The sequence below is a fragment of the Flagellimonas spongiicola genome, from assembly GCF_023502425.1.
Classification (GTDB): Bacteria; Bacteroidota; Bacteroidia; order Flavobacteriales; family Flavobacteriaceae; genus Flagellimonas; species Flagellimonas spongiicola.
In genome coordinates, this window is record NZ_JAMFMA010000001.1 from 48,819 (window position 1) to 64,855 (window position 16,037).

Here is a 16,037-nt window from a genome sequence, read left to right on the forward strand (position 1 = left end):
ACTCGTAAGAATCCATGGCGTTAAAACTAGTTTGTACCCTTTAAAACCTAGGCTTCAGCATAGGCTTCAATAGGAGCGCAAGTACATATAAGATTACGATCGCCAAAGGCCTCGTCAGTTCTTCGTATACTAGGCCAAAACTTGTTTTCCGAGACATATGCTAAAGGAAATGCGGCTTTTTGGCGACTATATGGAAAATCCCAGTCGTCGTTGGTTACCATGGCTAAAGTATGAGGTGCATTTTTCAGCACATTGTTAGGCTCATTTTGATGCGCCTCGTCTATTTCCTCCCTAATGGATATCATTGCTTCGCAAAACCTATCCAACTCGGCCAGACTTTCACTTTCCGTTGGTTCTATCATTATGGTACCTGCTACTGGGAATGATACTGTTGGGGCGTGAAACCCATAGTCCATAAGTCGTTTGGCGATATCCGTAACCTCAATCCCATGGGCCTTAAAGGGTCTGCAATCGATTATCATTTCATGTGCTGCACGACCTCTTTCCCCTGTATAAAGTACATCGAATTTCCCTTTAAGTCTATCCTTGATATAGTTGGCGTTCAAAATGGCAATTTTGGTGGCATCGGTCAAACCTTCTGCACCAAGCATTTTTATGTAACCATAAGAAATCAAGCATGCAAGGGCGCTGCCCCAAGGAGCCGCGGAAATCGCGGTGATTGCTTGTGAACCTCCAGTGGAAACTACAGGATTTCCAGGTAAGAAAGGTTTTAATTGCTCCGCTACGCAGATGGGTCCTACACCAGGTCCACCACCTCCATGCGGGATTGCAAAGGTCTTATGTAAATTCAAGTGGCAAACATCCGCTCCTATTGTTGCCGGATTGGTGAGACCTACTTGTGCGTTCATATTGGCACCGTCCATATACACTTGTCCCCCATGGTCATGTATAACCTTGGTGATATGTTTTATGGAGGACTCAAAAACTCCATGTGTAGAAGGATAAGTGACCATCAATGCTGCTAGATTTTCAGAATGAAGCGCCGCTTTTTCTTCCAAATCGGAGACGTCAATATTACCATGTTCATCGGTTTTTGTTACCACGACCTTCATGCCTGCCATAACAGCAGACGCAGGGTTGGTTCCGTGGGCCGATGCTGGGATAAGACAGATGTTTCGATGCCCTTCATTTCTGGATTCATGATAGGCTTTTATCGTCATTAATCCCGCGTATTCCCCTTGTGCTCCAGAATTGGGTTGCAACGATGTTGCTGCAAAGCCGGTAATCACATTTAACTGGGATTCCAATTCATTCAACACCTCTTGGTATCCTTGTGCTTGATCTAGTGGCACAAACGGATGAATATTTCCCCAATTGGCCCAGCTCAAAGGGAGCATTTCACTAGCGGCATTTAACTTCATCGTACAACTTCCTAAAGAAATCATGGAATGATTTAACGCCAAATCCTTTCGTTCCAACTTTTTGATGTAGCGCATCAATTCAGTTTCCGAATGGTATGAATTGAAAACTTCATGTTCCAAAAATGGCGAAGTTCTTTTCAAAGATTCAGGAATCACCTCGCTATGATCTTGTGTAAGTGTAGCCTCCGTGAAACAGGATACAAGCGTCTTGATATCTTCGGTTGAGACTGCTTCATTCAATGAAATCGAAACCGTGTCCTCATCTACATAATTGATGTTGATTTGATGGCGTTCTGTGGTTTCCTTCAATTTTACAGCATCCTTGACCCTTACCTGAATGGTATCAAAATAGGTGCTATTGATTTGTTCAAAACCATTAGCAGCAAGTGTATTCGCTAAAAGCTTGGTATGGTTGTGAACTTTGTTGGCAATATATTTCAGACCTTCAGGTCCGTGATACACGGCATACATTCCCGCCATAACAGCCAATAAAACTTGAGCCGTGCATATATTTGAGGTTGCTTTATCCCTTTTTATGTGCTGCTCCCTGGTTTGTAATGCCATTCGCAGTGCTGGGTTGCCATCAGTATCCTTGGTAATTCCAATTATTCTGCCAGGGATACTTCTTTTATACGCTTCTTTGGTGGCAAAATATCCGGCATGCGGGCCTCCGTAACCTAGTGGAATTCCAAATCTCTGGGTAGTACCAACAACAACATCCACTCCCCACTCCCCAGGAGCTTTTAACTTCACAAGACTTAAAATGTCCGCTGCTACCGCTACTTTGATTTCATTTGCTTTGGCGTGCTGCACAAATTCCGCATAATCGTGTACTTGACCATGTTTCCCTGGGTATTGTAAGAGAGCACCATAAAACTCTGAAGTGAATTCAAAAGTCTCATGATTGCCAATTACCAATTCAATGCCTAATGGCGTGGAACGGGTTTTCAACAAACTAAGTGTTTGCGGCAGAATTTCTTCAGACACGAAGAATTTTAAAGCACCATCCTTTTTTTGTTGTCTTGATCTCAAGTCGAGCATCATGGTCATAGCCTCAGCTGCAGCCGTACTTTCGTCCAATAGGGACGCATTTGCCAATTCCATGCCTGTAAGGTCACTTACCATGGTCTGGAAATTCAACAAGGCTTCCAAACGACCTTGGGCAATTTCAGCTTGATACGGGGTATATGCTGTATACCAACCCGGATTTTCCAAAATATTCCTTTTAATGACAGAAGGAAGCAAACTCTCATGATAGCCTAAACCAATATAGGTTTTGAACACCTTGTTTTTATCCGCCAATTCCTGAATGTGTGTCAAGAAATCGTTTTCACTGACACCAGCTGGAAGGTTTAGCCGTTGTTTTAATTTTATATCGTTGGGAATTGTTTCATGAATCAATTGGTCCATGCTTTCAACTCCAACGATTTCGAACATAGTCCGTAAATCTTTTTCTGTAATCCCAATGTGCCGGGAGGCAAACACATCTGTATTCATATTCCAAATTGTAAAGTGCACAAAATTAGTTATAAATTCATTCAAATTGATCAATTTTATAGGGGTCGAATTCAAAGTTGTTAACCACAGATTAAACAGCAATCAATTCGAATGTAATTTGTTTAATGCACTATTTTAAAATTCTTTTTGATTTTTATTTGAACGCCAGTGTTCACGTGGCTTTGTCCGTATTGGCCCTTACTGGTGGCACACAGCATTTGTTGAACATAACAACAACTATCGATTTACTTGCTTTTGTTTTTTTTGGTACAATTGTTTGCTACAATTTCATCAAGTATGGTGTTGAGGCCGAAAAATATTTGATTGTATCAAATAGCTATCATAAATACATCCAGATTTTCAGTTTCATCTGTTTTGGGTTGGCATTGTATTTCTTTTTCCGATTAGAATCCAATATGTGGTGGGCTATTTTGATTTTGGGTGTCATCTCCACCATTTATGCAATCCCATTATTACCGAGCTCAGGGAACCTTAGAAGTCTTGGAGGGATGAAAATATTTGTTGTTGCTTTGGTTTGGGCAGGGATTACAGTGGTACTTCCCGTGTTGGAGGTAGGAATCCAGTTTAACTGGGACATCTGGGTTATGATCATTCAGCGATTCCTATTGGTTTTAATCTTGATTTTGCCTTTTGAGATACGCGATTTGAAATGGGATGCTAAAGACCTTCGTACTTTGCCTCAGGTTTTGGGTGTAGCACGGACAAAACAATTGGGAATAGCTTTAACCACAGTGTTTATGGCATTAGTTTTTTTTAAGGATACAATTCCTATTTGGCAATTAACCGGATATGGAATGCTCAGTATAACATTCCTATTGATTTTTTTGCTGAAAAAAGATATGGGTAAGAACTATTTCGCCTCTTTTTGGGTTGAGGGCATTCCAGTTTTTTGGTTTGGTTTATTGCTGATGTTGGAAAGATGGATTTAAAGATGCTTCTCTAAATCTTTTTTCATGTTCTCTTTTTCGCTTTCTGATAAAACATTCAGATTAGCTTTGTCACAAAGCGAGGAGAGCATCTGGTTTTGCTTGGTGAACTTTGCACACGTCTTGCATGTGAATAGATGGAAGCGTAGTTTAAGTACTTGCCAAAAACCTGCTTCTTTGTATTGCGATTTGTTACATATGGTTGCTGCTTCCTCGCATGAAATCTTCATAACTAATACCATTTTTCATTTATGCAACCCATTAAGGCAGTTCTTGCCCTATGGATCATCACCCAGAGGTTGGACGGATTAATTCCTAATTCATTACAAATATCTTCCGTACTCATTCCTTGGATCGTTTTCATACTAAAAACCAAGGATTGTTTTTTTGGTAACTTGGAAATACACTCTTGGATTGCCATTCCCAATTCCTCGTTTTCAATTGTACTAGCGCCATCTTTACTAAATGGGTCGGCAACTTGTTCTTCCAACCAATCCCCTTCAGAATCAGATGCGGAATTGTAATTGATGCGTACTTCGGCTTTTCCTTTTTTGGAGTTAATTTTTCGATAGTGATCGATAACTTTACGCTTTAAGATGGCAATCAACCATGTGCGTTCAGCAGCATCGCCTTTGTAATTCTTAGCGGAATTCAGTCCAGCATAGAAGGTTTCCTGTACTAAGTCCTTGGCAATTTCCGCGTCACTAACACGAGCTACAGCGTAGTTAAAAAGGTAATCGGCATATTGGTCAACCCAAGTTTCCGGATGAAGTTTGTGCGCTACCATAGTTTTAATGAAGTACCAAAAATAATGGTTTTAGTTAATGATTTCATGCATTTTTCAACACAAACCACTTTAAAAACTATCACAAAATGTTCATGGACTTCCACATTACCATAAGTTTAACAATGAGAGGGATGTTTAGATTCAGCCCTACCCCGCTCGCTTGATTAATCCAGCACGCTCCAATAAAGGTTCAATTTTAGGTGCTGCCCCTCTAAACCTTTTATACAAAATCATTGGATTTTCCGTACCTCCTTTAGACAACACATGGTTTTTGAATTTATCTGCGATTTCCTGGTTGAAAATGCCATTTTCCTTAAAATATGCAAAAGCATCAGCGTCCAATACTTCTGCCCATTTGTAACTGTAGTATCCAGATGAATATCCTCCTTGGAAGATGTGCGAAAAGGCTGTACTCATGCAAGTTTCGCTTGTTTCAGGAAAAAGGCTTGTGTCTTTGAAAGCATCGGATTCATAACTTTTCACATTGGAAATACTCACAGGATCTTGACCGTGCCAGGCCATATCCAAAAACCCAAAACTCAATTGGCGTAAGGTAGCCATGCCCTCTTGAAACGTGGCAGATTCTTTTATTTTTTCTACCAATTCCATTGGTATCAATTCGCCTGTTTCATAATGGTGGGCAAACAATTCCAAGGCTTCTTTCTCGTAACACCAGTTTTCCATCACCTGACTCGGTAATTCCACGAAATCCCAATACACTGATGTTCCTGAAAGGCTGGGGTAGGTTGTGTTTGCCAACATCCCATGTAGTCCGTGGCCAAATTCATGAAATAAGGTGGTGACTTCATTAAAAGTAAGCAGCGAAGGTTTGGTGTCTGTAGGTTTGGTGAAATTACAGACATTGGAGATATGAGGTCTACTATTTATTCCTGATGCTGTGGATTGGGATTTGTACGAAGTCATCCAAGCGCCACCTCTTTTACCTGGTCTCGGATGGAAATCAGCATAAAAAAGAGCAACAAATTGATTTTCGGAATCGTATACTTCATAAGTTTTGACCTCTTCATGGTATTTTTCAATATTGAAGACCTCATTAAATTGCAATCCAAAAAGCTTTTCTGCCACTTTAAAAACCCCGTCTATTACATTTTCTAATTTAAAGTAGGGTTTCAGTTTTTCATCATCCAAATTGAAGAGCTGCTGCTTGAGTTTTTCAGAATAATAGGCACTATCCCATTTTTCCAATTGTTCAATCCCATCTAATTCCTTAGCAAAATCGGTTAGCTGCTTGAATTCCCGTTCTGCAGCAGGTTTGGCCTTCTCCAATAATTCGTTTAAGAAATCAAGTACGTTATGGGGTGTTTCAGCCATTCGTTCTTCCAAAACAAAATGCGCATGGGTCTCATAGCCTAATAATTGAGCACGTTCGTGACGCAATCGGACAATTTGAAGCACATTTTCCTGATTGTCCAATTCATCGCCGTGGAAACCTTTACTGCCAAAGGCCATGGCCAATTTTTTTCGTAGCTCCCTGTTTTCCGCGTATTTCATGAAAGGGATGTAGCTGGGATAATCCAAGGTGATGAGCCATCCTTCCTTATTCTTTGATTTTGCCAATTGCACCGCGGCTTCCTTCGCACCATCCGGTAATCCCGCAACTTCGGATGCTGAGGTAAGCAACATTTCGAATTTATTGGTCTCTGCCAATACATTTTCACCAAATGTGAGTTTGAGTTTGGACAACAAAGCATCTATTTCCCGTAATCTTGATTTATCCGAATCATTTAGATTGGCTCCATTACGGCTAAAACTTTTATAGCGTTTGTCCAGTAAGGTTTGCTGTTCAGGATTAAGTCCAAACGTCGCTTTTTGCCCGTAAATGCTTTTAATGCGATGGAACAATTTTTCGTTGAGGGTAATGTCATTGCTAAACTCTGAAAGCAATGGTGAGACTTCTTGAGCGATTTTTTGAATTTCCTCGTTGGTTTCAGCGGAATTTAAATTGAAAAAAATACTGGATATACGATCTAATTGTTTTCCAGAATAGTCCAAAGCTTCTAGGGTGTTTTCAAAAGTAGGAACCTCTGGATTATCCGCAATTTGGTCTATTTCATTCCTTGCGGACGCTATGGACTGCAAAAAAGCAGGTTTAAAATGTTCGTTTTTTATTTGTTCAAAAGGGGCTTTGTCAAATGGAGTAAGTAGGGGATTGCTCATGTTCTATTACGGTATATGATGTTTGAGTTCAGGGTTCAGATATCGGTTGTCAGGTATCAGTTGTAAGATATCAGATGACGGAGGTGAGATTTAAATAGTCTGGAATTCTTTGTTCCTATTTGTGGTGCTTACTTTTTATTCCTTACCTCTTCGGCACCTTTAATCACTTTTTCTTTTAAGCCTTGCTTATAAACCTCAATTTTATCCAACATACATTGGTCTGCACTACCCAGAATCTGCGCGGCTAAAATTCCTGCGTTTTTAGCCCCGTTCAAGGCAACTGTGGCTACTGGTACCCCACCTGGCATTTGTAAAATAGACAGCACGGAATCCCAACCATCTATGGAGTTACTACTTTTTACGGGCACTCCGATAACAGGCAGCGGTGAAAGGGATGCAACCATTCCTGGCAGATGTGCGGCTCCGCCTGCTCCAGCAATAATTACTGCGTACCCATTTTTATGTGCGTTTTTACTGAAATCAAATAATTTTTCAGGTGTGCGATGGGCAGAAACAATATCTACGTCAACTTCCACATCAAAACCTTTTAAAACGTCAACGGCATCTTGCATAACGGGGAGGTCGCTTGTACTTCCCATAATTACGGCTACTTTTTTCATTTAAATATTGAGTATTAATCCAAATGCGACCCAAAAATGGGTCAAATGGAATTCTATTTTTTACTTTTTACCTGTATAGTCTCTTTTACATGCTGAGCCACCTTTCTAGCTCTGGACATGTCCTCGTCAACAATGGTTACATGTCCCATTTTCCGGAATGGCCTGGTTTGTTTTTTTCCATAGATATGGGGGGTAACCCCGTCCATTTCCAATATGTCCTCCATATTTTCATACACAACGTTTCCCGTATGTCCTTCGGCGCCAACCAAATTTACCATGATTCCGGCGACCTTGCTATCTGTTTTGCCCAATGGTAAGCCCAAAATTGCTCTAATATGTTGCTCAAATTGATTGGTGTAGCTTGCCTCGATGCTGTAATGCCCACTGTTATGAGGTCTTGGCGCAACTTCATTCACTAGAATTTCATCATCTTGTGTTTGAAATAACTCCACCGCCAATAGGCCAACATGTTGCATGTGTTCGGACACTTTTAGGGCCACCTCCGTTGCCTTTCTAGCCACGTTGTCATCGATTCGCGCAGGACATATAACATATTCCACTTGATTGGCTTCCGGGTGAAATTCCATTTCCACTACAGGATAGGTCGTTATGTTGCCTGAGGCGCTTCGTGCAACAATTACCGCAAGTTCATTTTTAAAATTCACCATTTCCTCTGCAATGCACTCCACATTGGGTAGATCCTTTAAGTCCTCCATAGTACGTACCACTTTTACACCTTGCCCATCATAACCAAATTGTGCGCTCTTCCATACAAATGGTAGATTTAATCCGCCATTAGCTATACTGTCTTCAATTTCCGATGTATAAGCAAATCGGCTAAAGGGAGAAGTTGGTACGTCATTATCTGTATAAAATAGCTTTTGGGTTGCTTTATTCTGAATGGTACGCAATGCTTTGGTGGGTGGGTAGACCGTAATGCCCTCTTGCTCCAACTTTTCAAGTGCATCCACATTTACATTCTCGATTTCAATGGTCAGCACATCCACATCCTTTCCAAAGGAATATACTGTGTCAAAATCCAGCAAACTGCCCAGCACGAATTCGTCACAAGCAATACGACAAGGAGCTTCGGGTGAGGCATCCATAACTTTGGTCTGAATGTCCCATTTACGGGTTTCATAAAGCATCATCTTGCCTAGTTGTCCGCCGCCTAAAATGCCCAATTTGAAGTCAGAAGAGAAGAAATTCATGAATTGAATTATTGGAATGTCAGCAAAAATACGGGAATTCCTTGAAGCTATAAAGGTTGAGCCTTCGAAGAGGGCTTAAAAATGTTATCTTTGCCAACCTGATTAATTTGATGACCAATTGATTAAGCTTCACGATAAAGTCTTTAAGCCATTCTTGACCGAAGAGCAGATTTTGGAAGCCATTGAAAAAATGGCGCTGGAAATTGCCAAGGACTATCAGGATACCGTTCCGATTTTTATAGGCGTGCTTAATGGTGCGTTTATGTTTGTTTCGGATTTTCTGAAGGCTTATCCCCATCCTTGCGAGGTATCCTTTGTTCGATTAAGTTCTTATCAAGGGCTTACATCCACTGGGATAGTGGAGACATTATTGGATGTGCCGGAAAATGTAGAAGGAAGGGATGTGATTATTCTGGAGGATGTAATAGACACGGGACGAACGCTGAAACAATTGGTGCATCTGTTCTCAGGAACCAATGTTAGGCAATTTAAAATCGCTTCCTTGTTTTATAAATCTGAAATCTACAATGGCGAATATTCCATTGATTATGTTGGATTGGAGATACCAGATAGTTTTATCGTTGGATACGGACTGGATTACAAGGAATTAGGAAGAAATTTAAGACAAGTATATCAACTAAATCAAGATAATATGATCAACCTAGTGCTTTTTGGTAAGCCTGGTGCAGGAAAAGGTACCCAAGCGGGATTGTTGAAGGAGAAATACAATTTGAAGCACATTTCCACTGGGGATGTTTTCCGCTATAACATGAAAAATGATACCGAATTGGGCAAGTTGGCCAAATCATACATTGATCGTGGTGACTTGGTACCAGATGAAGTTACTATCAATATGTTGAAAGCCGAAGTGGAAAAGAATCCGGAGGCTGCAGGGTTTATTTTCGATGGTTTTCCTAGAACCGAAGCACAAGCAGAGGCATTGGATAATTTCCTTGAGTCAAAAGGAATGCAAGTAGATGCTACCATAGCTTTGGAAGCGGAAGATGATATACTGATTGCCAGATTGTTGGAAAGAGGGAAGGAAAGTGGTAGAAGTGATGATCAGGACGAAAGTAAAATCAGAAATCGTTTTGATGAATACAATGAAAAAACTGCACCTCTGAAAGCGTATTACCAAAAACAAGGCAAGTTCCATTCTGTAAATGGAATAGGCGAAATAATTGAAATTACAGAGCGATTGAACGCCGTAATTGAGCAGTTATAATTATCATTTTATTGACTTGATTGTCAATGGTAATTTACTATTGTTTTTCTTGTGGGAGTAATTAATTAGTGCATCCTACAAATAATAATCTCCTTGAAACCTTAATATGACCGAAGGAAACTTTGTTGATTATGTAAAAGTGCATTTGGCTTCTGGAAATGGAGGTAAAGGATCTGTGCATTTACATCGAGAAAAATACATCACCAAAGGTGGTCCTGATGGTGGTGATGGGGGTAGAGGTGGCCATGTTATCGTTCGCGGCAATAAAAACCTATGGACTTTAATCAATTTTAAGTTCAAGAAGCATTTTAAAGCAGGCCATGGAGAGCATGGGAGCAAAAATAGGAGTACCGGTGCTGATGGTGCCGATGTGTATATGGATGTGCCCTTGGGAACAGTTGTACGCGATACGGAAACCAATGAGGTGATTTTTGAAATTACTGCGGATAAGGAAGAAAAAATAATTCTTGAAGGCGGTAAAGGAGGTCGTGGCAACTGGCATTTTAAAAGCCCTACAAATCAGACTCCGAGATATGCACAACCTGGTATTCCAGGCCAAGAGACGCAAGTTACTTTGGAACTTAAGGTTCTGGCAGATGTTGGACTAGTGGGATTTCCAAATGCAGGGAAATCCACATTACTTTCTGTAATGACATCTGCAAAACCGAAAATTGCGGACTATGAGTTTACAACCTTGAAACCTAATCTTGGCATTGTAAAATACCGCGATTTTAGGAGCTTTGTGATGGCAGATATCCCGGGTATTATCGAGGGCGCCGCAGAAGGAAAAGGATTGGGCCATTACTTCTTGCGTCATATTGAGCGGAATGCCACATTGTTGTTTTTAATTCCTGCCGATAGCAATGATATTTCCAAGGAATATGAAATTTTGCTCGATGAGCTTCGTAGGTATAATCCCGAACTTTTAGACAAGGAACGTCTGGTCGCAATTTCGAAGAGTGATATGCTTGACGAAGAGTTGATGACCGAAATGAAAGCGGAGTTGGACAATGATCTAAAAGGAACTTCCTATCTCTTCATCTCTTCCGTGGCTCAGCAAGGTATCCAAGAGCTTAAGGATAGACTTTGGACGTTGTTGAACGAATAATACTTCCTTAGGTCTTTTTGAAATTAAATATTGATTACCTTTAAAGGTAACCCCTTAGCTATGAAAGACCTTGGTTTTCTTATCCTTTTAATGCTTTTGGTTTCCTGTGGCGGTGTCAAAGTCAATTACGATTACGATAAATCCACTGATTTTTCCAATTACACCAGTTACAACTACTTTTCAGACATGAATTCGGGCTTGAGTCAACTTGACGAAAAACGTCTATTACGTGTTCTGGATTCAACATTGCAGTCTAAAGGGTTCCTATTAACAGAAGAGCCTGATTTTTATATCAATATCATTAGCTCTGAGTACAGGAATGCTCCAAATAATTCGGTAGGCGTCGGAATTGGCGGTACCGGAAGAAATGTAGGCGGCGGTGTTTCCGTTGGTCTTCCTCTTGGTAACACAGGAATCCAAAGAAGAATTCAATTTGACTTTGTGGATGCCCAAAAGGATGCACTGTTTTGGCAAGCTTCAACAGAAAGTGGATATCGGGAAAATGCATCTCCAAGCGTACGAGAAGATCGTATAAGAGCTTTGGTGCATAAGGTATTCGATAAATTCCCGCCACAGTAGATTGGACTCCTTTTTTTAGGAGTTAAACTCTAATTTTTCTCAAATTTTGATCATCAATTTGTAACAAATGTCCTGAGGCACAGTCCTATTAGGATACTAGTACAATTTCCACGAACACTATAAACCAAAAAAAGTATGAAAACTACATTCAATTTTAGGGCCGTATATGTAACGGGCCTAGCATTATTATCTGGCTTGGTTTCACTCGCCCAGGATAAACCTGGAAATCCTGAACTGGCAAGCTCAGATGAAGAATTGTTGTCATTAGCAGCCTTGGACCAAGGAGATTATCGTTATACGGTCGAAGATTATTTTGCCAACCCGAAGGCATTTACCTTTCGATTCTCGCCAGATGGGAAATACCTCTCTTACCGGGAAAGTGATGAGAACGGAAAACAACACATCTATGTTAAAAACCTAGCTTCTGGCGAAACTAAAAGAGCTATAGAGGAAAAAGAAGAATTGGTAAGGACTTATGGATGGCTGAACAATTCCCGATTGTATTTTGCAATGGATCAAGGCGGGGATGAAAACTATCATATTTATGCAGTTGATTTAGACGGAAGCAATCTTAAGGATTTAACACCTTTTGACGGTGTAAGAGCACAGTTCAATGATTTGCTGCGAGAAGATAAGGAGCACATCATTGTTACAATGAACAAAAACAATCCTCAGGTTTTTGAGCCATATTTGGTAAACCTCAATACTGGGGAAAGTGAACAGCTTTATACCAATGAGGATTTGAACAATCCAATCCTTGGATACAATTTTGATAGAAAAGGAAAATTGAAATCATTCGCACGTATTAGAGATGGTGTGGAGCAGGATGTGTATTATGAAGATGGGAATGGAGGATATAAAATTCTAAAAAGCTTAAACTGGAAAGATAATTTCAATATCATCGCTTTTAACTACGCCACAGCTAATCCAGACGATGCGTATGTATTATCCAATTTGGAAAGTGATAAAACCGAGATTTTGCTGTACGATTTAAAGCAAGACAAAACATTGGAAAAAGTCTTTGCCAATGACCAGTATGATGTGCAGTCCATGGGTCTTTCCAGAACTAGAAATTATGAAATCGACTATTTCTCCTATGAAGGGGAAAAAGGAATCGTTGTACCAATTAGCGAGCCGCATAAGAAGCTGGCCGCCAAAATGAAAACGGATTTACCGGATAAGCAATACCGTGTATTGGACGCTACAGAAGACGAGAATATTTATATGGTCTATGTGGATAGTGATCGATTGTATGGTGTGTATTATTCCTACAATGTCGCTAAGGATGAATTGCAGGAACTGTACAATACAATGCCTCAGTTACGAGAAGAGGATATGTCCGAAATGCGACCTATTACCTTCACAAGCCGAGATGGCGTTACCATTCACGGTTATATTACCTTGCCAAAAGCAGCGCTTGCAGGTGAAAAGGTCCCAGTTATCGTAAATCCACACGGTGGACCTCAAGGTATCCGGGATTCTTGGGGATTCAACCCAGAAGCACAATTGTTTGCAAGTAGAGGCTATGCCACTTTGCAAGTTAATTTTAGAATTTCAGGAGGTTATGGTAGAGCATTTCTAGAGTCAGGCTTCAAGCAAATCGGAAGAAAGGCAATGGACGATGTTGAAGATGGTTTACAATATGTTGTAGACCAAGGATGGGTAGATGGATCTAAAGCTGCAATTTATGGAGGTAGTCACGGTGGGTATGCCGTATTGAGGGGATTGACAAAAACCCCTGATCTTTACGCCTGTGGAGTGGATTATGTTGGCGTTTCCAACCTCTTCACGTTTATGAAGACCATTCCACCTTATTGGAAACCCTACTTGAAAATCATTAAAGAAATTTGGTATGATGAGGATGTTGCAGAAGAAAAAGCCATAATGGAAGAAGTTTCACCAGTATATCAAATGGATAAAATCAATAAACCCTTGTTTGTTGTGCAAGGCGCAAACGACCCACGCGTCAATATTGATGAGTCAGATCAAATTGTAAGCGGGTTACGCGAAAAAGGATATGATGTTCCTTACATGGTAAAGTATGATGAAGGTCACGGATTTGGAAAGGAAGAAAATCGGTTAGAGCTTTATAAAGCTATGATGGGCTTCTATTCCAAGCACTTAGGGAAACAAGATATAGCGGTGCCATTAAAGGATTGATGTCAATGGTATTTCCATGAAAAGGAGCCTTTTAGGCTCCTTTTTTTATTTCTGGGATCAACTTACCGTTTAAGGTTTGAAAATTACCACTGGTCATATTTCACTTCTAAATGGGTCTATGCCCTTGTACATTTGACTTATCAAAACTTAAAACAGCAATTATGATCACTCTAGCAAAATTAATTCTGACTGTTCTTTTGGACGTTTTGATTTGATTCAAACCTTAATCCCATGAAAATGAAAAAATTAAGCAATACACAAAAATTGATTTTTGTTTTAGGCGTTGTTGGAACTATTGTAGGTCTTGTTGGAAAGTTCAACAACTGGGATCACGGCGATTACTTTCCAATTTTCTATGCCGGAATGTCGTTTATGTGGATCGCATTCTTAAAACCTGAAACTAAATGCTGCAATTTATTTAAACGAAGAACAAGTCGTTCCAGTATTTAATGTAGGCTAATGACCTATATTTGAAATAAGCATTTTTAGAATGGAATTGACGGATCGCAAAAGAAACCAGTTTTTTTGGCTCCTACAGTTTTTAGGCTGGGGATTTATAAATATGTTGTCCGTTTTTGTCTTGAAAAAGATAAGCATTGAGCTCGTTGTATATTCCATTATCACCGGGATGTTCATCGGTATCTTTTCAACGACTTTATTGCGCTTGATTCTTAAAAGACACGTTAAATTCGAAGATTTTTCCGTAAAGGATTTTCTAGTGATTCTTTGTGTATACCTTGGAGGCGCTGCACTATTTGGTTTTTTGAATTTTGGATTTGGATATGCCTATGTGAAATTGGGACCAGAGCTTACTGAAGGTGAAATTCAACTATTCAATACCTATGATAGCGTTTGGATTCAGGTAGTGAATGCATTATTCATCATAGGTGCATGGATCGTGACTTATTTGGTGATAAAACTCCTGCTGAAACTAAACAAGGACAGAATTGAACGTCTCGAATTAAGCACACATCTAAAACAAGCACAACTTAATACACTAAAAGGGCAGATTAACCCGCATTTTATGTTCAACAGTCTCAACAATATTAGAGGTCTGATGTTGGAGGATGTAGATAAATCCCGGGAAATGCTAACCAAGTTATCAGAAATTCTACGCTACTCCTTAACCAAAAACAATAGCAATTCAATTGCTGTTGAAGAAGAATTGGAGGTAGTTGATAATTATATCGATTTATCCAAAATACAATTTGAGGAGCGGTTAGAGTTCAAAAAAGACATAGCCCCTGAGACACTCCAACTTGAAATCCCACCAATGATTATTCAATTGTTGGTTGAGAATGCCGTAAAACACGGTATTTCCAATTTAAAACGAGGGGGCATAATTGAATTGACCATTAAACAGGAAAAAGGACTCCTGGTCATAGAAGTAAGAAATACAGGAAAGCTTCAAATTGGAAAAAACAGCACTCAATTAGGATTGAAGAACATTAAGCAAAGACTCAAGATTCTATATGCAGATAAAGCTTCCTTCAAACTTAAGGAAATTGGAGATGAGGTAGTGGCGGATATTAAAATACCAATGGCATGAAAATAAGTGCGGTCATTGTGGAGGATTCTCGGTTAGCTCGTAATGAGTTAAAGGAACTGATAAAAAATTATCCAGATATCGAGTTGCTTGGAGAGGCAGAAAATGTAGATCAAGGCTTTGAACTGATTACCAAAGAACGCCCCCAACTTCTTTTTTTGGACATTAATATGCCAGAAAAGGATGGTTTTCAACTCTTGGAGATGTTGGATGAAGTCCCATTAACAGTTTTTACCACTGCCTTTGATGAGTATGCCATTAAGTCTTTTGAATACAATGCTCTGGATTATTTGCTAAAACCGGTAAGCGAAAAACGGTTTGCAATGGCTTTGGAGAAAGTGAAACTAAAATTAAACTCAATCTCCGATCCCAATACGAATGGCCAAAAACTATCTGAAGGCAGTCAAATCTTTATAAAAGATGGTGAAGCATGTTGGTTGGTTAAAATTGGGGATATTTCACATTTTGAGATTGTAGGGAATTACACGCGTGTATTTTTTGATGATAAAAAGCCGTTGTTGTATAAGTCGCTTAATCAAATTGAAGAAAAGCTTCCGGAACAGTCTTTTTTTAGGGCAAATCGCCAACAAATAGTGAACACGAATTTCATCGTAAATGTGGTCCCATGGTTTAATGGGAAATTAAAACTGGAAATGGGAAATGGAGAGGAAATAGAAGTTTCACGAAGACAATCTTATATTTTTAAAGATAAAATGAGCTTGTAGTAAAGCTACCTAACTACCACTTAAACTAAAAGACCCGCCAAATTGGCGGGTCTTTTAGTTTGTATTGTAGAA

Annotated in this window: 14 protein-coding genes; 8 read left to right on the forward strand and 6 right to left on the reverse strand. The window is 39.8% G+C overall.

Translation table 11 applies throughout. The annotated features are described in order from the left end of the window. Positions 1 to 47: 47 nt before the first annotated feature. A complete protein-coding gene (gene gcvP, locus M3P19_RS00215) occupies positions 48 to 2,879 on the reverse strand; it encodes an aminomethyl-transferring glycine dehydrogenase (protein ID WP_249656791.1) in 2,832 nt (943 codons plus the stop codon). Between the two features lie 125 nt (positions 2,880 to 3,004). Here gcvP and M3P19_RS00220 point away from each other — a divergent pair, with 125 nt between their 5' ends. Next, positions 3,005 to 3,829, forward strand: a complete 825-nt coding sequence (locus tag M3P19_RS00220) for a UbiA prenyltransferase family protein (RefSeq protein ID WP_249655601.1) — start codon at positions 3,005 to 3,007, stop codon at positions 3,827 to 3,829. On the opposite strand, the gene M3P19_RS00225 is transcribed toward M3P19_RS00220, so the two are convergent. The 5 genes from M3P19_RS00225 to M3P19_RS00245 all read right to left on the reverse strand — a co-directional run bounded on the left by M3P19_RS00225 (position 3,826) and on the right by M3P19_RS00245 (position 8,622). Next, complete coding sequence (locus tag M3P19_RS00225) at positions 3,826 to 4,056, reverse strand: hypothetical protein (protein ID WP_249655602.1); 231 nt, start codon at positions 4,054 to 4,056, stop codon at positions 3,826 to 3,828. The genes M3P19_RS00220 and M3P19_RS00225 overlap by 4 nt on opposite strands. Positions 4,057 to 4,058: 2 nt before the next feature. Next, complete coding sequence (locus tag M3P19_RS00230; protein ID WP_249655603.1) at positions 4,059 to 4,613, reverse strand: sigma-70 family RNA polymerase sigma factor; 555 nt, start codon at positions 4,611 to 4,613, stop codon at positions 4,059 to 4,061. 147 nt (positions 4,614 to 4,760) lie between these two features. Then, positions 4,761 to 6,791, reverse strand: a complete 2,031-nt coding sequence (locus tag M3P19_RS00235; protein WP_249655604.1) for a M3 family metallopeptidase — start codon at positions 6,789 to 6,791, stop codon at positions 4,761 to 4,763. Positions 6,792 to 6,919: 128 nt separating this feature from the next. Continuing rightward, positions 6,920 to 7,411 (reverse strand): 5-(carboxyamino)imidazole ribonucleotide mutase, encoded by a 492-nt coding sequence (gene purE / locus M3P19_RS00240; RefSeq protein WP_249655605.1) that lies wholly within the window; start codon positions 7,409 to 7,411, stop codon positions 6,920 to 6,922. Between the two features lie 53 nt (positions 7,412 to 7,464). Continuing rightward, complete coding sequence (locus M3P19_RS00245; RefSeq protein ID WP_249655606.1) at positions 7,465 to 8,622, reverse strand: 5-(carboxyamino)imidazole ribonucleotide synthase; 1,158 nt, start codon at positions 8,620 to 8,622, stop codon at positions 7,465 to 7,467. A gap of 118 nt (positions 8,623 to 8,740) precedes the next feature. On the opposite strand from M3P19_RS00245, the gene M3P19_RS00250 reads away from it, so the two are divergent. The 7 genes from M3P19_RS00250 to M3P19_RS00280 all read left to right on the forward strand — a co-directional run bounded on the left by M3P19_RS00250 (position 8,741) and on the right by M3P19_RS00280 (position 15,965). After that, positions 8,741 to 9,847: an adenylate kinase gene (locus tag M3P19_RS00250; RefSeq protein WP_249655607.1), complete on the forward strand. Its 1,107-nt coding sequence runs from the start codon at positions 8,741 to 8,743 to the stop codon at positions 9,845 to 9,847. 106 nt (positions 9,848 to 9,953) lie between these two features. After that, on the forward strand, positions 9,954 to 10,955 hold the full coding sequence (gene obgE, locus M3P19_RS00255; RefSeq protein WP_249655608.1) for a GTPase ObgE: 1,002 nt from the start codon (positions 9,954 to 9,956) through the stop codon (positions 10,953 to 10,955). A 60-nt stretch (positions 10,956 to 11,015) separates the two neighbouring features. Beyond that, positions 11,016 to 11,534 (forward strand): DUF4136 domain-containing protein, encoded by a 519-nt coding sequence (locus tag M3P19_RS00260; RefSeq protein WP_249655609.1) that lies wholly within the window; start codon positions 11,016 to 11,018, stop codon positions 11,532 to 11,534. Positions 11,535 to 11,669: 135 nt separating this feature from the next. Further along, a complete protein-coding gene (locus tag M3P19_RS00265) occupies positions 11,670 to 13,694 on the forward strand; it encodes a S9 family peptidase (RefSeq protein WP_249655610.1) in 2,025 nt (674 codons plus the stop codon). Between the two features lie 231 nt (positions 13,695 to 13,925). Beyond that, on the forward strand, positions 13,926 to 14,144 hold the full coding sequence (locus M3P19_RS00270) for a hypothetical protein (RefSeq protein ID WP_249655612.1): 219 nt from the start codon (positions 13,926 to 13,928) through the stop codon (positions 14,142 to 14,144). 40 nt (positions 14,145 to 14,184) lie between these two features. Further along, positions 14,185 to 15,243, forward strand: a complete 1,059-nt coding sequence (locus tag M3P19_RS00275; protein WP_249655613.1) for a sensor histidine kinase — start codon at positions 14,185 to 14,187, stop codon at positions 15,241 to 15,243. After that, positions 15,240 to 15,965: a LytR/AlgR family response regulator transcription factor gene (locus tag M3P19_RS00280; protein ID WP_249655615.1), complete on the forward strand. Its 726-nt coding sequence runs from the start codon at positions 15,240 to 15,242 to the stop codon at positions 15,963 to 15,965. The genes M3P19_RS00275 and M3P19_RS00280 overlap by 4 nt, the downstream gene beginning before the upstream one ends. The last annotated feature ends 72 nt before the right edge of the window (positions 15,966 to 16,037 follow it).